This window comes from Ponticaulis koreensis DSM 19734, from assembly GCF_000420665.1.
Lineage (GTDB): Bacteria > Pseudomonadota > Alphaproteobacteria > Caulobacterales > Hyphomonadaceae > Ponticaulis > Ponticaulis koreensis.
In genome coordinates this window covers 2,004,829-2,023,139 of the sequence record NZ_ATVJ01000001.1, presented here as the reverse complement: position 1 = coordinate 2,023,139, position 18,311 = coordinate 2,004,829, and the positions used below count along the sequence as shown (strand labels likewise).

The window sequence follows — 18,311 nt, the reverse complement described above, 5'->3', positions numbered from 1 at the left end:
GCATGTGCCATGAAAGCGCACACTGTGACAAATACGTACGGTATTTTTTGCCGGAAACGGACAATTTTTTTGGATTTCTTGAAACTGAGAACGGGGGTGATGCGTTGATTAGAGACCAAACATTCCAATTTGTTCAGGAGGACATGATGGAACAGCAGAGCCTCAACACGTCCGAGAAGGACGACAAACACGAGATCGAGCCATCTGATGATGACAAGCTCAAGGATCCGAAGAAAACGTGGGATATCGTAGACGAGGAAGGCGATGAATCCTTCCCGGCGAGCGACCCGCCAGCCAACTATTAAATTGAAACTCAGCCGGGATGCGTCCCGGCTGAATTCGTTTGCGGCCTAGACCTCGACATTGCGAATGTCATCCACCTGATAGGTCAGCGGCTCTGCGTCATCACCATGCGCGATGGTGACGTAGGAGCCGTGAAGTATCTGGTGGTCGGCCAGCTTATAAAGCGGCTCGTCCGGACCTTCGTCCTCTTCGTCATAGTGGAAATGCCAATGACTGCCACGATGGGTGAGAAGTCCGTCCGCCGCCAGCGCATCATCAGGGTGGAAGCGTTTCACCGTGCAATGCTTTTTCACATCGCGCCAGGCATCAACATCCAGCTTCGCGTCATTGTTGAGCGGCGCCACGATGACATACCCCTGGTCACGGTCTCCTTCCGGAAAACCCGGATTACGCGCCAGTCTTAGAACAATCTGTTTGAGCTGCATCTTATTTCCTTCGGTCAGCTTATCCGCATAAAATATATGACTATTAATCGCGCTGACGGAAGTGCGACCAAAAGGACGCTGTCTCCAGCGTAATGTTGGCAAATGGTGACGACAGACCTTTCCCTCTAGGCAGTTCGATGTAGTCTGCTACAAAACGCGAAAGAATAAACGCGTCCATCGGGAGGACATTATGAGGCAATCGTTGTTGAAGCAGAGCCTGCTGGCATCTGCGGTTTTCGTGCTGGCAGAGTTTCCTGCTACGGCACAGTCAGACAATGACGGACCCGATGGCACACTTCCAGGGCGCGTCGTGTATGAAAACTTCTGTCAGGTCTGCCATGAAAACGAGGCCGACGAGCGCGCCATTCCCTTCGACCAGCTGGTCAACTTACCCCGTCAGCAAATTGAAGCCGCGCTGGGCGAGAATGGCCTCATGGCCCCAATGGCCGCATCTCTCACGGCGGACGAGACAAGCGACTTGATTGATTACCTTGTCTCCGGACAAGCCGCCGAACAGGATCAGTCCGCATGGACGGACGCATTCATGTGCGCTGCAGACAATCGCACCGTGGATCTGACAGGCCCTGAAACCTGGACAACGTTCGGCGTGAATACAGAGGGCTGGCGCTATATCTCCGAAGAGGCGTCGGGCCTCGATCAGGACGATATTCGAAATCTTGAGATCGACTGGGTGATTGGCGAGCCGGACGGCTTTCAGATGAGCGTTGCTACAGCCAATGTTGGCGACACACTATTCTATGCTGGCGGCGGCAATCTATCTGCGCTCGATCAGGACACGGGCTGCGTAAGGTGGACCTATCGCTTCGGCGAACAGACGCGTTCTCCCCTCACCTTTGGTGAGGTCGCAGGGCAGAATGCGATCCTGTTCGTCGCGAATGAACGCATGATCCATGTTGTAAACGCCGAAACGGGAGCGCTGATCTGGCAGGCAGACGGCCAGCCCCTGCGCGGTGATGGCGGCGATATTCGCCCCGGCGTTATTCTGCACGAAAATAAAGTGCTCGTGCCGATCTCTGCGTCCGGCGTGTTCCCCAATGTCGAAAGCTGCTGCACCGGCCATGGCGCTCTGGTTGTCCTGAACGCGGACGACGGTTCCCATCTCTGGGAATACCACACCATGGAAGAATCCTCGCCGAACGGTCTCTTCAATAATCTGGGCCAGCCGCAGCAGGGCCCTTCGGGTGCGCCGATCTGGTCACAGCCGACAGTAGATGTTGCGCGCAATCGCGTGCTGGTCACGACGGGTGAGAATACATCTCTGCCAGCAACCAATACCTCTGATGCGATCATCGCGCTGGACCTCGATACCGGCGAACCGGCCTGGCTGTTTCAGGCCATGGTGGGCGACGCATGGAACGCACACTGCCGTGGCACCGATGAAACCTCCGGCCCCAACTGCCCTTGGCACTGGGATGAGTATAATATCGGCCGCGATTTCGACTTTGGCGGCGCCGCCGTAATCGTCACCTCCGAGATCGACGGCGAAAGCGTTGATCTGGTTCTGGCGGGCCAGAAGTCCGGTCATTTATGGGCACTTCGCGCGGATGATGGCACACTCGAATGGGCGCAACGCATCGGTCAAGGCACGGCGCTCGGCGGTAATCACTGGGGCATTGCAACCGATGGCGAGACGGTCATCCTGACGATCAATGACCCTGTGCGCCCCGGCGCCCCAACGCCTCGTCCGGGTGTGTTCGCATTCAATGTCAGCGATGGCACACCGCTCTGGGAGTATAGCGCTGAGGTCGACTGCGATGACGACCGCGGCGAACGGCTGGTCCGTTGTGAGAGCCTGTTCGGCTTTTCGGCGACGCCGCTCATCGTAGGTAGCTCGGTGATTGCAGGCACGCTGGATGGAAAGCTTTTCGCCTTCGATATCGAGACGGGTGACGTTCTTAATGAGATCGACACGACTGTCCCTCTCACCTCAATCAACGGCCTTCCGGTTCAGGGCGGCTCGATTGATAGCCATGCCATTTCTGCGGCGCACGGCATGATTGTTACAGGCTCTGGCTATGCACGCTTCGGGCAGAATACCGGCAATGCGCTCATTACACTGACCCCAGCCGAAAACGAGTAGCAGAAAATCAATGGAAAGCGCATCGACTGCGCTTTCCATCGTCTTGTTTATTCAGTGCCACAATACTGATTTTCGACTTCAATTGACTCTGCGAGTGTCATCATGCCGACAGCTTCCCGGCGCGCATCGACATTCGCACGATCCTGAATGTTGGCGGGCACCCACTGGCCATTTTCACACTGGCCTGCCGTACCCCACTTCTGTGCATCACCATTTGCAGCCATGACGTCGTCATAGAACATGGCGAACACATACGCGTTGATATCCTCACGCTCCGCATATGGCTCAAAGACGGACAGCGTGCTTCGCTGGAAATCCAAATCGCGCAGGTTCGATACAATGTCGAATGCAATCGACATGGTCACAGGACCGGCTTCGGCGATCCCGTCCCATCCGACGCGGTCTACGTGCGCCTTCAGTTCAGTTGCAGCCTGCGCTGCAGCAAATGCAAAGAACGGATCGACAAGCTCGAGAAATTGCTCGCGATCTTCCATCGTCATCTGCTCGCTCATCATGATGTCGCTCAAGACGATGCCAGGGTATTCAGCGATCATAGCGATACGCGCGATATCAGCCGCAAGTTCAACATTGGCGTTATGACGACGCTCAAACTCACCAGCGAGGTAACGGGCATTTGCAGACGCATCCTGTGCGTGGGCCGTCGACGCCATGCTGACGGAGGACACGGCAAGTGCGCCAATCAGAAAGGTCGAGGTCAGAAACTTTTTGAGCATTTAGGGCTCCATCCTGTGTTCAGTGATGAGGCGAACATGCCTGAACCCGTCTGAACGCACTGCAACAGTTTGCGCAGGCTGACGTTCAGCTTCAGATCACTCCTCGCCGGGGGTGACTTTACCACGAAGCGACTTCACTTCACCGCGCTGTTTCTTCGCCTGAATACGGCGACGGATTGCGCCTTTGGAAGGCCGCGTTGCGATCCGCTTCTTGGGCACAACAAGCGCCTGCTCAATCATTTCTTTCAGACGCTCCCGAGCAATTTCGCGATTGCGCGCCTGACTGCGGGTATCCTGAACCTGAATGATGATCGCGCCATCCAGCGTCCACTTGCGACCGGCCACGCGCTTCAGACGACGCTTCACCGGCTCAGGCAATGACGGGCTGGAGGCAGCTTCAAAACGCAGCTCCACCGCAGACGACACCTTGTTCACGTGCTGCCCACCCGCACCAGAAGCGCGAACGAATTGCTCGGTCATCTCCCAGTCCTGAATGGATATGTCGTTATTGATGCGCAGCATATTCAGTCAGATTCCGGTTCAATCAGGTAGAACCGCGTCCAGAACCATAAAGGTCGGGAAGCGGCTATTCTGGTCATATTTACGCGGGTTAAACGCTTTCAGTTCCTCTGCGGGCTTTGTCTCATGAATCCCGCGTAACTGAAAACCGGCTGGCATAAGCCTTCCCCCGAACCTGATAAGCTTAAGGATGGGGGCGCGAAATCCCGTAGCGCCGTGCCATCACCTCGAGCAGGTCATCCTTTTCATTCACAAAGTGAAGGCCATTGGCTTCATTCACCGGCAGTCCGTCCTCAACCTCACCATAGAGCACCAGCGCAGGAAGGTTCTGATTATCCTCGCCCAGCAGATCTAAGACATCTGTGCGCGGCCGCGGCCATTTAAGGCGCCGAACCTCAATTCTCTCTGCAAGCTTCGGAAAAGCGGCCAGAACGCCCTCAAGCAGGACGCAATGCTCGCAATAGAAAACGGCATGGCCATGCGCAGGATCGGCATAATCGGTCTGCAGAATGAAAAGCACGTCTTTAGGATCAGACACGGAACGCATCCTTCTGCCGGAGTTCACGATTTGAGCGCGGAAAGACGTGCGGGCGTTTAAGCCGCGCGCTCTTCTTCCTGCTTCGCCCAGAGTTCAGCTGCGCCGCGCGCTAGGTCACGCACTCGCGCAATGAAGGCCTGACGCTCGGTCGGAGAGATCGCGCCGCGCGCATCAATAAGGTTGAACGTGTGAGAGGCTTTCAGCGCATAGTCATAGGCTGGCAGAGGCTTGCCCGCTTCACGCAGCGCGTTGGACTGCATTTCACAATCAGCAAACCAGCGCTTCAGCATATCGACATTGGAATGCTCGAAATTGAACGCAGATTGCTGCTTCTCGTTCTCCAGAAACACATCGCCATAAGTGAGCGGGTTCGGGCTGTCCGGATCATTGAATGGCAGCTCGTACACATTGTCGACGCCGAAGACATACATTGCGAGGCGTTCAAGACCGTAAGTCAGCTCACCAGAAACCGGGCGCACATCAAGGCCGCCAACCTGCTGGAAGTATGTGAACTGGCTGACTTCCATACCGTCACACCAGACTTCCCAGCCAAGGCCCCATGCACCAACTGTCGGGTTTTCCCAATCATCCTCAACAAAGCGGATATCGTGGATTTCAGGGTCGATGCCGATGGCATAAAGGCTCTCAAGATAGAGGTCCTGAATGTTGATCGGGTTTGGCTTCAGAATGACCTGAAACTGATAATAATGGCCAAGACGGTTCGGGTTCTCACCATAGCGGGCATCAGCCGGACGGCGCGATGGCTGCACATAAGCCGCGTTCCAATTCTTCGGGCCCAGCGCCCGCAGAACCGTACCAGGGTGCAGCGTACCCGCGCCGACTTCCATATCGTAAGGCTGCAAAATAGCGCAGCCCTTCTCCGCCCAGTATGCCTGAAGCGTGAGAATGATGTCCTGAAAGGATTTCGGTTTGTCTGCGGTTACGATTGCCATCTGAGCCTCTGAGAAATTCGCGCGGAAGCTAGCCGCAAGCGCGCACGGTTACAAGGCCTGTTCTTAGCGGCGCAGCAACGCATGCAATGCCCGCCATGACGCACTCCGGCGATACACGCCACCCACATAGCCTGAACATTAGGCACAATCTTTTTGTGATGAAAGAAATAACGGCACACTTTCCCTTTAATACGCCAAACGTGTTGCACTGCAGCAGGTTTCATCCCCGACTTCTATTCAAGCCGCGGGACATTTCTTTTTTCAGTTTGATCGTCGCCCGCGCAACTACTCGCAGGGAAGCATCATGTCAGATATCAACACCGAAATCCTGAACGGCATCTCACGCCGCTCATGGCTAAAAATGGCCGGCATTGGCGCGGGTGCAGCAGGCATAGGCCTGCTCTCGGGCTGCTCGCAGGCCACAGCAGATACCGAAACCGCCGCCGCTGCCGCACCTGATCCGGACGCATTGGCCATCATGTCATCGAACGAAAACCCGTTCGGCCCATCGCCAATGGCGATGGAAGCCATGCGCGCTGAAGTCGGCAATATCTACCGCTACTCCGGCCCGCTTCTTCAGGAATTCGGCGAGATGATCGCTGAGCGTGAAGGCGTTTCACCTGAGCAGGTGCTCATTACCAACGGCTCAACTCCGCTGCTCGCTGCCTATTCACAATGGGCAACCATGAATGACAAAACGGTGCTGACCTCCGCTGTCACTTATGAAGGCGTACCACGCGTCGCAGAAGCCTATGGTACGAACGTCATTTATACACCGCTCGACGCAGACCTCGGCTATGACATGGCTGCGATCGAAGCACAGGTTGCGCCGGGTATGGCAGTCTATCTATGCAACCCGAACAACCCGACCGGACGCACCATTGATCCGGTCGTGCTGGACGCATTCGTTGACTCAGTGTCCGCGCAGGGCATCCCGGTCTTCATCGACGAAGCTTATCTGGACATGTCTGAAGACTATCCAGCTGGCGTGATGACGAAATATGTTCAGATGGGCCGTCCGGTCATCGTCGCGCGCACCTTCTCAAAAATCTATGCCATGGCTGGTCAGCGTATCGGCTACGCGCTCATGCCTGCGGACATGGCGATGGAATGGCGCGGCTATGGGCACCTGTCCAGCGTGAACCATCTCGGCCTTGTCGCGGCTAAAGCGTCACTTCTGGACACTGCCTATTTCGAAGAAATGCGTGCGAAAACGAAAGCTGGTCGCGACCGGCTCATCGCTATGGCTGCAGACCTAGGCCGCCCGATTGCGCCAAATCCACAAGGCAGCTTCATCTACATGGATACCGGCATGAGCAATGCCGAATTTGCCAGCCAGATGCTCGACCGCGGGGTTCGTGTCGTGGGCAATCGATGGACGGCCCTGCCGCAATGGACACGCATTTGCGTTGGCCTCGATCATGAGATCGACAAATGCCACGCGGCAGCGGCCGACATTCTCACCGCGATCTGATTTTCCAGTCGTCCCCATGTATCTGGACGGGCTCACGGGCCCGTCCTTTTTTATGCCCTAATGGTCAAGCGAACGCGCCGAACCGCCAAAGACTGCACGATAGATTTTCGGATGCCCGAGCATAGCGATGACAAGGCCAAGTATCAGGCCCGAAATCAGCAGGAATGCGAACATCGTCTGCATGGAGTTTCTCCTTCTATGGGAAGCTAAGCAGACGCGCAGGGTCAGAATAAGGCAGGTCTAAACCCAATCGAGCGGCGCACCGCCAAGAATCGCTGCCGCCCGTCCAGTATAATCTTGCTCGCCTTTGGCCTTATGCATGATCAATCCTTCGTGAAGCACCGTCTCGCCCCGCTTCAGACCTTTGCGTGCCGTCACGATCACCCGCTTCGCTGGTTCGCCCGGCGCCGACCTTACCGGCAGGATTTCGATCTGCCCGGACCGGCTCATCAGATAGGCCAGAATATCACCCAGCACGCCAGCGCGGTGGATCAGCGTAATCCGCCCCTTCGGCCTTGTGACGAACAGCATTTTCTTCAACCAGTCATTCAGGGGCACCTCAGCCATATAGGCGTGCGTGCGCCCTTCATGCGTGGAGGTTATGCGCCCAGGCTCGAAGTATGGCGGGTTGGACATGACCTGATCGAACTGGTTCTCCCAGTCTGCCGGAATGGTAGACACGTCCTGCTCAGCGACGCTAACACGACCAGAAAAGCCATTAGCCTCAATGCCTTGCTTCGCCAGAGGCACCATCACAATGTCACGTTCCAGACCGACAAACTCTACTTCCGCAAGACGCCACGCCGCCGGAAAGAGCGCACCGCCCGCACCGCATCCCATATCCAGAATGCGCTGTCCTTTCCGACCGGACAGGCTGGCCGCAAGCAAAATGGCATCCAGCCCCGCCCTGTAGCCCTTTTCCGGCTGAAAAATGCGGACCTGCTCGTTGAGCAACCAGTCCTCGGTCACAAGCGACATCATTCGCCCTTCAATACGTCTTCGATCAGCGCCAGCGCAGCTGCTTTATCTTCTGAGAATACCAGCACGCGCCTTGGTATTGCCCCGATAGACCCTTCCATGCCGCTCGTGAAGCCATCCAGCACAACATGCTCAATACCGGCTTCAGTGAGACGCGCATCAATGACAGACAACTCTACGGCGTTATTCGTTCGGATTATTTCTTCCAAGCGTTTGCTTTTCCTTTTGATCTGGGCCAAGAGGTTTTCCAATCGCAAATCTTCGTAGAAGATGGCGGCGGAGTGACGCGGAGAGGATGACAGCTCTTTGTTTAGTTGGAAAGAACGCCCTATATTTTTGGGTGAGTAGTAAAAAGGTTTTGATCCTTGGACGCCACGCCATTGAAAATTGATTCCGCCAACGCTTTCCAGACACTCTCCGGACTTCTGGACGATGACGTAGCCGCTGTTGAAACGCTTTTGACCGAGCGCGCTGCAAGTCCAGTTTCCGTCATCCCGAATCTCTCCGGCTATATTGTTTCTGCTGGCGGCAAGCGCCTGCGTCCTCTGATTACGCTGGCTGCGGCGAAAGCCTGCGGCGCGACAGAAATGGCCCCGGTCCACTGCCTCGCTGCTGCTGTCGAATTCATTCACACTGCGACTCTACTTCACGACGATGTCGTTGATGAATCAGACCTGCGTCGCGGTAAGCCAGCTGCGAAGAATGTCTGGGGCAATTCTGCCAGCATTCTGGTTGGCGATTTCCTTTTCGCACGCGCCTTTACTCTGATGGTCGAAACGGGCCGCTTGTCTGTTCTCGATATTCTCTCCAACGCGTCCAGCGTTATCGCTGAAGGCGAAGTTCACCAGCTTGCCGTGATGGGCCAGCTGGACCTTCCGACAGAAGAGTATCTTCGCATTATCGAGGCCAAAACGGCCGCACTGTTCGAGGCAGCGTCAGAATCAGGCGCAGTCTGCGCTGATGCACCTGAAGAACAGGTTCGCGCGATGCAGGCTTACGGCAAGAACCTCGGCCTCGCCTTCCAGCTCGTTGATGACGCGCTTGATTATGGCGGCACGACTTCTGTTATCGGCAAATCAGTCGGCGACGATTTCCGCGAATGCAAAATCACGCTCCCAATCGTCATCGCGCGCCGCCGTGGCAGCGCAGATGACAAAGTCTTCTGGGATCGTGCGCTTAATCCTGAAACACAGGAAGACAGCGATTTGGCGCACGCCATCCACCTGATCCGCTCTACCGGTGCGGCGAAGGATACGCTGGCCGAAGCCCGCTCATACGTAGAGATTGCCAAGAAGTCGCTGAAGACTCTGCCAGCTTCGCCTTATCGCGACGCTCTGTCGTCACTGGCTGATTTTTGCGTCGACCGCGCTTACTGATTGTCCTGCTCGAGATAACCGTTCTCGAGAGCTGACGCTCTGATCTTGCGATTAATCACATAAAGAATCGCAAGCAGGAGCGAGAAACCGACTAGCGCGCCGCCCACCGGAAACACCAGTGACAGGCCCGCAATCAGCGCGCCATGCACGCTCACCCAAACGTAAATCCACGCCGTCAGCGGCTGCGAGACTCTTGCCTTCAGCATGATCTGATAAACGTGCTCGCGATGCGGCTGCATCAGGTTTCGCTTACGCTGAAACCGCCAGATGAGCGTCAGAAGCACATCCGCCAGGAACGCGATGAACAGTGACGGCGCGATCCAGACCGAGCTGTGAGTTCTGTCCACCCAGATGAGCACCAGCCCTGCCAGATAGAAGCCCACAAACAAAGCGCCCGCATCACCTGCGAACAGCTTGCCACGTCCATTCCAGAACAACAGGCCAAACAGCCCACCAAGCAGGATGAGCGAACAGGCGAGAATATCGTATTCGCCAGATATAGCTGAAAGGAAGGCAAGTGCCGTCGCGATTACGGCTGAGGAGCCCATAGCGAGGCCGTCAGAACCGTCCATAAAGTTCACGGCATTCGTGGTCACGATCAGCCACGCAGCAGATCCGATCACGCCGAGCACCAGCCCTGTTTCCCAGCTGTGGCGTCCAAGGTCGAAATACCCAACACGCACACCCAGCCAGGCCACAGCCAGCGCCAGAATGAGCTGAGCGACAAGCTTGGGCAGAGCGGGTAGCGCCACCAGATCGTCCCAGACGCCCATGACGAACATGTAGAGCGCACCTGCAAGCAGAACAAAGACGGGAATGTCCCGCCATTGCGGATTGAGCAGAAGCACAATCACGGTAAGAGGCACGACAGTGAAGAACACCGCAATGCCGCCAGAGGTCGGCATCGCCTTCGCCTGATCTTTTCTATCCCCGTCTGGCGCATCACGCGGACCAATACGGATCAACAGAGCACCAAGCAGCGCAGCCAGCGGTATCGCAGCGAGCGCAGAAATCAGAGGCAATGTCAGAAACTCAGGCATAACAACCCCATAGAACCCTTTTTGCTGTACGCAGCTTAGACTGAGAGGTCAAACCCGGCAGCGCCGAGTTTCGTCTCTGCCACCCAGAATGTCGGGGATTGATCACGGATAACACCCGCCGCATGGCGAGCCGCCTGCTCATTTGCGAATAGGGCAAAGCAAGTAGCGCCGGAGCCGGACATTGCGGCGAACCGGGCCCCTCCTACAGCCCGAAGACGCTCGAGCAGGTCGCCAATTTCCGGGTGACGCGCAATCGCGGGCGCCTGAAGATCATTCCGGTATCCAGAACGCAACGCCGCGAGGTACGCCTGACCACCTGATCCGACTGGTGGCTCGCATTCGGAAAACGGCGGCGCATCATTCAATTCGTCAAAAGCCCTGAAGACCGGCCCCGTCGGGCACGCAATCGGCGGCGTCACCAACACTGCAGGAAATTCAGGAATCCCGGTCACCACGGGTTCGATACGATCACCGTCACCGCGCATGAGGACAGGCTCACCAGCGACGCAGGCAGGCACATCACCGCCAAGCGGAACAGACATCGCCATGAGCTCTTCGACACTCAAACCAAGCTCAAAGACATGATTGAGAAGCCGAAGGGTTGCGGCCGCATCAGATGATCCACCACCAATACCCGCGGCAATCGGCAAATGCTTTTCGAGCGTCAGAGTGCCTTTGAAAGTGATGCCCGTCTTTTCAGACAGCAAGCGCGCAGCTCTGAGCACGAGATTATCTTCGTCAGCGCCAAGCATCGCATCGTCCATGCCCGGACCGGACACGCTCAAGCGCAACGCTTCGTCTGATGGCGCAATATGCAGGCGGTCTGCGGCACGCGCGTCTGCAAACACGACGAGACTATCGAGCGGATGCCGCCCGTCGCTACGCACCGGGCCGACATGGAGATATAGATTGACCTTGGCATGCGCCGAAATGCTCGCCGGTTTGAGCCCGCTCATTGTCCGTGACGCGTCTCATCGTCTTCTGCAACCACTGTCACAGGAAGTTCGGGCAGACCATTCTCAAGCTTCTCCTGAATGAGTGGAATCTGGTCTTCTTCCGGCTCAAGCGCGAGCGCATGTCGCCATTGGAAGCGCGCCTCTATGCGACGCCCTACCCGCCAGTAAGCATCACCAAGGTGATCATTCAGCGTCGGGTCGTTGGATGAGAGCTCAACTGCGTGTTCGAGGTAGGTCACGGCCTGCTCATACTGGCCAAGGCGGTAATACGCCCAACCAAGACTATCCACGATATAACCGGAATATGGCTGCAGCGCGACGGCCTGCTGGATCATCTCGAAGGCCTGTTCCAGATGCTCACCGCGATCGACCCATGAATAGCCGAGATAGTTGAGCACCTGAGCGCGAGAGCCATCAATCTCGAGCGAGCGCAGGAAATCATCTTCTGCCGCTTCCCAGTCATCCAACTCGTGATGGACAACGCCGCGCGCATAATAGATCAGCCAATCTTCGCGACCTGCTGCTTCATCTTCTGTGACCACTTCGTCAAAGAGCTCGAGCGCGTCTTCATACTTTTCGAGCGAACGATAGAGCTCACCCAGCTGGATACGCATTTCACGCTCATCGGTGAATGCCAGCGCTTCTGAAGCGATCCGAAGCGCTTCTTCGTCACGATCCTGACGGCGAAGAATCCAGGCCATTTGTGCCTGAGCCGTCGCGAAGAATGGCGAATCTGTTCCGACACGCTGTAGCACTTCCAGCGCTTCATCGCCGCGACCACCCGCATCGAGCGTATTGCCGAGCATGGTGCGCGCCATATCGAGATCAGGGTTCAGGATCAGAGCCAGATTGAAGTAAATTCCAGCGACATCATCGCGCGTTTCGGCAGCGAGCGCAGACGCCAGAGAGTACACTGCGATGGCGGCGCCCTCAGCGGCGTCCAGGCGTTTAACCTCGACCGTCTCACCATTGCGCAACTGTCGCGCAACACGGTCTACGGACGGGTTGTTGCCGACGTCCTGATAAAACTCGTCTGCAATCAGAAGCGCACGTTCGGTATCTCCGCGCGCAGCAAGGAGACGCATATAATGTTCGGCCGCCACAGCCAGACGCATGCGTTCTTCCCAAACCGCAGAGAATGTGCCGATGGCCGCATCATCGTCGCCTTCGGACATCTGGATCATGGCCAGCATGTAGAGCGAAACGCCGTCCAGAATGTCGTCGCCGACCAGACCTTCTACGACATGCGTGCGTGCAGCATCATAATCATCCGCGCCATAGGCCGCCCAGGCGGCTACGAGACGTGAAACAATGCGGTTGAACGGGCTCACCTCACCTGTTGTGAGAAGCGTGCGCGCATAATCCGCCTGACCGTCTTCCAGTGCGGCCACGCCGAGGGTCAGGCGAGTGAGCGATCCATAATCTTCAGAATGGTTCTGCGCGTTGCGCGCAAGCTCAACAGCACGGTTATTGTCACCGGCCAGCAGAAGCGAATAAATCGCACGCTCCTGCAACACATCATCTTCCGGCGCTCGTTCTGCCGCGCGAACAAATGTCTCTGCCGCAAGCACCGGATCATTCGTCAGAGAGGCATATCGCCCGATGAGAAAATCGGAGAACTGCTCAGCCGTCGGCGGCACCGGCGCAGGCACAAGCGTAAAGCCGTTAGCTGACGGGGTCGTCGCAGAAGGTGTAGTGCAGGCAGCAAGCGCGGATACACCGCATGCCGCGAATAAAGCGCGATACAAAGTTTTCATGTGGCCAAACTGAAAGAAGCGGACCGAGAATACAATCGTAATTCTGGTAATACGGGTAAAAATATCAGTGAACGGAAAAGGGCGACCCGATGAGCCGCCCTTCTGAGTATTACATATTCGGGTAAGCCGGACCGCCACCACCTTCTGGTGTTTCCCAGTTGATGTTCTGGTTCGGGTCCTTGATGTCACAAGTTTTGCAGTGAATGCAGTTCTGCGAGTTGATCTGGAAGCGCTGCTCGCCATTAGCCTCTTCTACCCACTCATACACGCCTGCAGGGCAGTAGCGCGCTGATGGACCGTCAAAGACACCGAGCTCTGAAGACTTCTGCAGATCAGGGTCGAGCAGCTTGAGGTGACATGGCTGATCTTCACCGTGATAGGTGTTGGTGAAGGCTACGTTTGTCAGCTTGTCGAAGCTGTATTTGCCGTCCGGCTTTGGATAATCAATCGGCTTGAACTTCGCAGCAGGCTTGAGAGACGCTGCGTCAGTTTTCTTGTGACCGAGCGTGCCGAAAGGTGACCAGCCGCCGAAGATCGATGTGAGCCACATCTCGACGCCGCCAAGACCTGTACCAAGCACAGTACCGAAGCGGGACAGGATAGGCTTAACGTTACGAACTGTTTTAAGCTCTTTGTAAACGCTGGACTTTTCGTAAGCCTCTTCGTACTCGACGAGCTCGTCACCGGAACGGCCTGCCTGCAGTGCATTGAATGCTGCTTCAGCACCCATCATGCCTGTCAGGATGGCATTGTGGGAGCCTTTAATACGCGGCACGTTGACGAAACCGGCTGAACATCCGATCAGGGCGCCGCCCGGGAAGGCGAGCTTAGGCACAGACTGCCAGCCGCCCTCAGTGATCGCACGGGCACCATAAGACACGCGCTTACCGCCTTCGATATACTTCATCACCTCAGGGTGATGCTTCCAACGCTGGAATTCCTGATAAGGCGCGATGTAAGGGTTCTCATAGTTCAGGTGAACCACGAAACCGAGAGAGATAAATGGCTCGCCATTGTCACGGAAGTGATAGAGGAATGACCCACCGCCAACATTGTCTGGAAGCGGCCAGCCAAGCGTATGCTGAACATAGCCTTCCTGGAAGTTTTCTTCCGGAACCGACCAGAGCTCTTTAAGGCCGATCCCGTATTTCTGTGGCTCGCATTCTTTGTCGAGATCGAACTTGGAGATCAGCTTTTTCGTCAGGGAGCCGCGTGTACCTTCCGCGAACAGAACATACTTACCGAGAAGCTCCATACCCGGCTCGTAGTCCGGCTTTGGGTTACCTTCAGCGTCGAGGCCGTTCACGCCAGCGATTACGCCGCGAACTTCGCCATTTTCGCCGTAGACCAGCTCAGACGCAGCAAAGCCCGGGAAAATCTCAACGCCAATGCCCTCAGCTTCTTCAGCGAGGAAGCGTGTGACATTACCCAGAGAGCCTGTGAAGTTGCCATGGTTTTTCATGAAGCCCGGCATTGGCAGCAGGGAAATATCTAGAGAGCCCTTAGGGCCGAGATATTTGAATTTGTCGCCAGTGACTTCGGTGCGCAGCGGACGGTTATCGCGTTCGCGCCAGTCCGGGATCAGCGTATCAAGACCAACAGGGTCAACAACGACACCTGACAGGATGTGAGCGCCAATCTCGCCACCCTTCTCCAGCACGATCACAGAAAGCTCTTCGCCTTTTTCCTGTGACAGCTGCATGAGTCTGATCGCAGCAGACAGACCAGCAGGTCCGCCACCAATGATCAGTACATCAACTTCCATGGACTCACGTTCTACAGCGTCAGACGCCATGCTTTATCTCCCCAAGCCGGTGTACATTCTGGTTCAGACGTTTGATCTAATGACCTTCGAGCCAAAAGTCCAAACGCAATTCTTGCAAAGCTAATGCATGATAAACACGGACAGGTTCAAGTGTTACATCGCCCGCCCAAGGCCAACTGAGCAAAGTTTTTGGCTGGAATGGCAAAAAATCGACAGAAAGAGCTGAAATCTGAACTGTATTTGCGAATGCAAAAATATTCTTTGTCAGAATACTGCTTATTCTTTTCTCGCAAAAAACCAGATTATGCTCAACGGTCTGGCTGCCAATCAAATATGTGAAAATGGCAAATACAGGCGGTGGCACTATCGGTGAAACGTGTTTAGAACAGTTTCAAACTTCACATGTTACCGATCACTAACCATGGCTTTGACCGACAACTTGTTAAAACAGCTAAAGCCACTCACCGACTGGTGGGAAGACGCAGGCGTTCCGGTAGACACACGTGAATTGGAAAAGCTGATCCGCGCAGCAAATGCGTCAGCTCCGAAAGCCAAAACCAGTGCGCCGCAACAGGCGATCCCTCAGACGCGGAAAGCCGCAAAACGTATTACCGCCGACGAAGCTGCACGCAGCGCCGTTGCGAATATCCGCACACTGGATGAATTGCGCACTGCACTTGAGGCGTTCGATGGCTGCGAACTGAAACTCAAAGCTCAGTCCACCGTAATCGCAGACGGCCCGGCCAATGCCGACGTGATGGTCATAGGCGAAGGTCCAGGCCGTGAAGAAGACAAAAGCGGCAAACCTTTCATCGGGCCTGCCGGGCAACTTCTGGACAAAATGCTCAAAGCGATCGGCCTGTCTCGAGACGAGAACGCCTATCTGACCAACGTCAACTTCTGGCGTCCGCCCGGCAACCGGAACCCGACGCCAGAAGAGCTGGCTATTTGTCGTCCATTCGTGGACAAGCATATCGAACTGGTGGCACCCAAGCTAATCATTGCAACCGGTCTGGTGCCCGCCAGCGCCCTGCTCCATAGCGAAGAAACAATTGGCCAGATGCGCGGAAAACGCTTCAATCTGGACGTACCCGGGCTGAAACAGCCCGTCCCTGTTTTCCCGATTTTCCATCCGTCCTTTCTTCTGAAGAGACCAGCGGAAAAATCCAAAGCCTGGGAAGACCTGCTCAACATCAGAAAATTCATGGAAGAGAGCGGGATCACCTGAAATGACCACCACTGACCCCAACCGTGTATAGTAAAAAGGCTCAGTAAATTGCGCGCTCCTGTTTCTGTTATCATCCCTGTCTATAATGGTGAAAAACAGCTCACGACCTGCCTGAAATCCCTGATGAAGGGCATGCAGGATGAAATCATCCGTGAAGTGATTGTTGTGGACGGCGGCTCGACCGACAATTCCATCGTCACCGCGTTCAACTGGGGCGCACGCGTCATCTGCTCGGCCGCGAAAGGCCGAGGCCGACAGCTTCGTACCGGTGCGAAGAATGCGACTGGCGAGTGGTTCTTGTTCCTCCACGCCGATACCAAGCTCGACAAGAACTGGCCACGCATGGTCGACCGTCACATGTTTGAGCATGAAACCCACGCCGCCGCGTTTGAACTGCGCTATCAGAGCAATTCCAAAGAAGCGCGTTGGCTGGAAAAGCGCGCGAACCAGCGCGCTAAACTGCTTGGCCTTCCCTACGGCGATCAGGGCCTTCTAATGCCGCGCACCATGTACGAAGACCTTGGCGGCTTCAAAGACATGCCACTCATGGAAGATGTCGATATGGTCCGCCGTATTCGCAAACGACGCCTGAAAATCCTGCCGGTGCGTGCCTTCACATCAGCTGAAAAGTATGAGCGCGACGGCTGGCGCAAACGCGCCTACGCAAACGCATTGCTGCTGACGCGCTACTATCTGGGCGCAAGCCCTGAAAAGCTCTCCAAACTCTATAAATAGCCAGACACGTATCGCACCAAACGCATGACACCGATCACCGTCTTTGCTTTCGTCAAACCGAACCGGATGGGCGTGGCCAAAACGCGCCTTGCCCGCGATATCGGCAAGACCGAAGCACGGCGCATCAATGCGATGAGTACAGCGCGAGCCCTACGCGCGCTGGACGACCAGCGATGGGCCGGCGTTCTGAGCGTTGCGCCAGATATAGCCGTCAAAAGCCGTCAGCCCCTCTGGCCGGACCAGCTGATCCGCATTCCGCAAGGCGGCGGCGACCTTGGAGACAGGCTTACCCGCGCCTTCGATCTCGCGCCGCTCGGGCGTGTAATTTTCGTTGGAAGCGATATGCCGGACCTTCGCCCTGCAGACATTCACGCGGCAAGCCAGAAGCTTTTAACGCACGGCGCAGTCTTTGGGCCAGCCGATGATGGCGGCTTCTGGCTATTTGGCATGGCTAAGACCTGCCGGACCAAAGCCCCGTTTGATGAGGTCAGATGGTCAAGCCAGTGGGCGCTCGCCGATGTTCGGGACAATCTGCAAATCAACCGCATTGCGTACCTAGATGAGCGGATTGATATCGATGATCTCGACGCGCTGACGAAATGGCGTCGCCAGCGCAAAGGCTAGCTAGCAGTCGAGCTCCAGCTCATCACGGCGCATCACATACTTCAGGACAGAGATAATCTCTTCCGGGCCGAACGGCTTCTGAATAAACGCATCGACATCGATTTTTTGAGAGGCGAGTTTCTCATCCGCCGACATCGCAACAATTGGAACCTTCGCCCAGACGTCGCGTACCAGGCAGATCAACTCGCTGCCTGACATTTCAGGCATATGCATGTCAGTCAGAACAACATCAACATGATCATAGTTCAACTGTTGGATGGCGCTAAGGCCGCTTTGGAAGCTGGACACGCGGAATCCATGTGCGCGCAGAAGGTCCGATGCGATGCGGCAGGTCGTCTTACTGTCGTCTATCAGCACTACATGCTTGCGACGTGAACCCGTTTCCTGAATTGATTTGATATCAGCAAGCGTTTCCATAACGTCTTCACGTTTGAAAGGCTTTTTAAGAACCAGATGGGCGCCTTTTTTCCGCGCTTCGCCGAGAATCGCGAAGTCGTCTGTGTCATTGGCCGTCATCATAATCAGGACAGCCGAAGGCCAGCGACGGGATAATGGCTCGATCAGCTTCAGACCGCTCACTTCGCCAAAGTGCACATCAATCAATGCAGCATTGACTTTCAGGTCGAACAGATGCGGCGCAGAAGAAAACTCGCGCGGCGTTGTTACGGCGGTAACCGACGCGCCCTGATCCTCAAACATTCTCGAAATCATCTTGGCCTGCGTCGTACTATCCTCAAGTACCAGCAAACCCGGATTAAAACCTGCCACAAACATACCCTCTGCTGAGCGGCTAAAGCGCCATTCC

General features: G+C 55.8%; 21 protein-coding genes. 7 read left to right on the top strand and 14 right to left on the bottom strand.

The annotated features are described in order from the left end of the window. Positions 1 to 146 precede the first annotated feature (146 nt). Positions 147 to 305, top strand: a complete 159-nt coding sequence (locus G523_RS20935; protein WP_162141045.1) for a hypothetical protein — start codon at positions 147 to 149, stop codon at positions 303 to 305. Positions 306 to 350: 45 nt separating this feature from the next. Here the strand turns inward: G523_RS20935 and G523_RS0110295 are convergent, their stop codons facing one another. After that, a complete protein-coding gene (locus G523_RS0110295) occupies positions 351 to 728 on the bottom strand; it encodes a hypothetical protein (RefSeq protein WP_022694980.1) in 378 nt (125 codons plus the stop codon). A 190-nt stretch (positions 729 to 918) separates the two neighbouring features. Here G523_RS0110295 and G523_RS0110290 point away from each other — a divergent pair, with 190 nt between their 5' ends. Further along, positions 919 to 2,829, top strand: a complete 1,911-nt coding sequence (locus G523_RS0110290; protein WP_081648758.1) for an outer membrane protein assembly factor BamB family protein — start codon at positions 919 to 921, stop codon at positions 2,827 to 2,829. Positions 2,830 to 2,876: 47 nt separating this feature from the next. Here G523_RS0110290 and G523_RS0110285 read toward each other — a convergent pair whose 3' ends face one another. From G523_RS0110285 to G523_RS0110265, 5 genes are all read right to left on the bottom strand, one after another. Beyond that, positions 2,877 to 3,563 (bottom strand): DUF6624 domain-containing protein, encoded by a 687-nt coding sequence (locus tag G523_RS0110285; RefSeq protein WP_022694978.1) that lies wholly within the window; start codon positions 3,561 to 3,563, stop codon positions 2,877 to 2,879. 96 nt (positions 3,564 to 3,659) lie between these two features. Beyond that, positions 3,660 to 4,085 carry an alternative ribosome rescue aminoacyl-tRNA hydrolase ArfB gene (gene arfB, locus G523_RS0110280; protein WP_022694977.1) on the bottom strand — a complete coding sequence of 142 codons (426 nt, stop codon included), beginning with the start codon at positions 4,083 to 4,085 and terminating at the stop codon, positions 3,660 to 3,662. A gap of 18 nt (positions 4,086 to 4,103) precedes the next feature. Continuing rightward, entirely contained in the window at positions 4,104 to 4,241 is a 138-nt protein-coding gene (locus G523_RS20930) for a hypothetical protein (RefSeq protein WP_022694976.1), read from the bottom strand. 25 nt (positions 4,242 to 4,266) lie between these two features. Next, entirely contained in the window at positions 4,267 to 4,620 is a 354-nt protein-coding gene (locus tag G523_RS0110270) for a DUF3088 family protein (RefSeq protein ID WP_027441625.1), read from the bottom strand. Positions 4,621 to 4,676: 56 nt separating this feature from the next. Beyond that, on the bottom strand, positions 4,677 to 5,573 hold the full coding sequence (locus tag G523_RS0110265) for a glycine--tRNA ligase subunit alpha (RefSeq protein ID WP_022694974.1): 897 nt from the start codon (positions 5,571 to 5,573) through the stop codon (positions 4,677 to 4,679). Positions 5,574 to 5,877: 304 nt separating this feature from the next. On the opposite strand from G523_RS0110265, the gene G523_RS18960 reads away from it, so the two are divergent. Then, entirely contained in the window at positions 5,878 to 7,047 is a 1,170-nt protein-coding gene (locus G523_RS18960) for a pyridoxal phosphate-dependent aminotransferase (RefSeq protein ID WP_022694973.1), read from the top strand. 57 nt (positions 7,048 to 7,104) lie between these two features. On the opposite strand, the gene G523_RS21295 is transcribed toward G523_RS18960, so the two are convergent. From G523_RS21295 to G523_RS0110245, 3 genes are read right to left on the bottom strand one after another with little or no spacing between them, the layout of a single operon-like run. Then, on the bottom strand, positions 7,105 to 7,230 hold the full coding sequence (locus G523_RS21295) for a hypothetical protein (protein WP_022694972.1): 126 nt from the start codon (positions 7,228 to 7,230) through the stop codon (positions 7,105 to 7,107). Positions 7,231 to 7,287: 57 nt separating this feature from the next. Continuing rightward, positions 7,288 to 8,028 carry a tRNA1(Val) (adenine(37)-N6)-methyltransferase gene (locus tag G523_RS0110250; protein WP_027441624.1) on the bottom strand — a complete coding sequence of 247 codons (741 nt, stop codon included), beginning with the start codon at positions 8,026 to 8,028 and terminating at the stop codon, positions 7,288 to 7,290. Beyond that, the gene (locus G523_RS0110245; RefSeq protein ID WP_027441623.1) at positions 8,025 to 8,234 is read right to left on the bottom strand and encodes a putative signal transducing protein; all 210 of its coding nucleotides are present in this window, start codon (positions 8,232 to 8,234) and stop codon (positions 8,025 to 8,027) included. The genes G523_RS0110250 and G523_RS0110245 overlap by 4 nt, the downstream gene beginning before the upstream one ends. Before the next feature lie 171 nt (positions 8,235 to 8,405). On the opposite strand from G523_RS0110245, the gene G523_RS0110240 reads away from it, so the two are divergent. Further along, positions 8,406 to 9,401, top strand: a complete 996-nt coding sequence (locus tag G523_RS0110240) for a polyprenyl synthetase family protein (protein ID WP_022694969.1) — start codon at positions 8,406 to 8,408, stop codon at positions 9,399 to 9,401. Here G523_RS0110240 and G523_RS0110235 read toward each other — a convergent pair. From G523_RS0110235 to G523_RS0110220, 4 genes are all read right to left on the bottom strand, one after another. Then, on the bottom strand, positions 9,395 to 10,441 hold the full coding sequence (locus tag G523_RS0110235) for a glycosyltransferase family 4 protein (RefSeq protein ID WP_022694968.1): 1,047 nt from the start codon (positions 10,439 to 10,441) through the stop codon (positions 9,395 to 9,397). The genes G523_RS0110240 and G523_RS0110235 overlap by 7 nt on opposite strands. A 35-nt stretch (positions 10,442 to 10,476) precedes the next feature. After that, positions 10,477 to 11,397 (bottom strand): 4-(cytidine 5'-diphospho)-2-C-methyl-D-erythritol kinase, encoded by a 921-nt coding sequence (locus G523_RS0110230; protein WP_022694967.1) that lies wholly within the window; start codon positions 11,395 to 11,397, stop codon positions 10,477 to 10,479. Then, positions 11,394 to 13,154, bottom strand: a complete 1,761-nt coding sequence (locus G523_RS20365) for a tetratricopeptide repeat protein (protein WP_022694966.1) — start codon at positions 13,152 to 13,154, stop codon at positions 11,394 to 11,396. The genes G523_RS0110230 and G523_RS20365 overlap by 4 nt, the downstream gene beginning before the upstream one ends. A 109-nt stretch (positions 13,155 to 13,263) precedes the next feature. Beyond that, complete coding sequence (locus G523_RS0110220) at positions 13,264 to 14,949, bottom strand: electron transfer flavoprotein-ubiquinone oxidoreductase (RefSeq protein ID WP_022694965.1); 1,686 nt, start codon at positions 14,947 to 14,949, stop codon at positions 13,264 to 13,266. Between the two features lie 391 nt (positions 14,950 to 15,340). Between G523_RS0110220 and G523_RS0110210 the strand changes: the two genes are divergently transcribed. From G523_RS0110210 to G523_RS0110200, 3 genes are read left to right on the top strand one after another with little or no spacing between them, the layout of a single operon-like run. After that, positions 15,341 to 16,147, top strand: a complete 807-nt coding sequence (locus G523_RS0110210) for a uracil-DNA glycosylase (RefSeq protein WP_022694963.1) — start codon at positions 15,341 to 15,343, stop codon at positions 16,145 to 16,147. 48 nt (positions 16,148 to 16,195) lie between these two features. Continuing rightward, positions 16,196 to 16,882, top strand: a complete 687-nt coding sequence (locus G523_RS0110205; protein WP_022694962.1) for a TIGR04283 family arsenosugar biosynthesis glycosyltransferase — start codon at positions 16,196 to 16,198, stop codon at positions 16,880 to 16,882. A gap of 24 nt (positions 16,883 to 16,906) precedes the next feature. Then, entirely contained in the window at positions 16,907 to 17,506 is a 600-nt protein-coding gene (locus G523_RS0110200) for a TIGR04282 family arsenosugar biosynthesis glycosyltransferase (RefSeq protein WP_022694961.1), read from the top strand. On the opposite strand, the gene G523_RS18950 is transcribed toward G523_RS0110200, so the two are convergent. After that, on the bottom strand, positions 17,507 to 18,274 hold the full coding sequence (locus tag G523_RS18950; RefSeq protein WP_162141044.1) for a response regulator: 768 nt from the start codon (positions 18,272 to 18,274) through the stop codon (positions 17,507 to 17,509). It abuts the gene before it with no gap. Between the last annotated feature and the right edge of the window lie 37 nt (positions 18,275 to 18,311).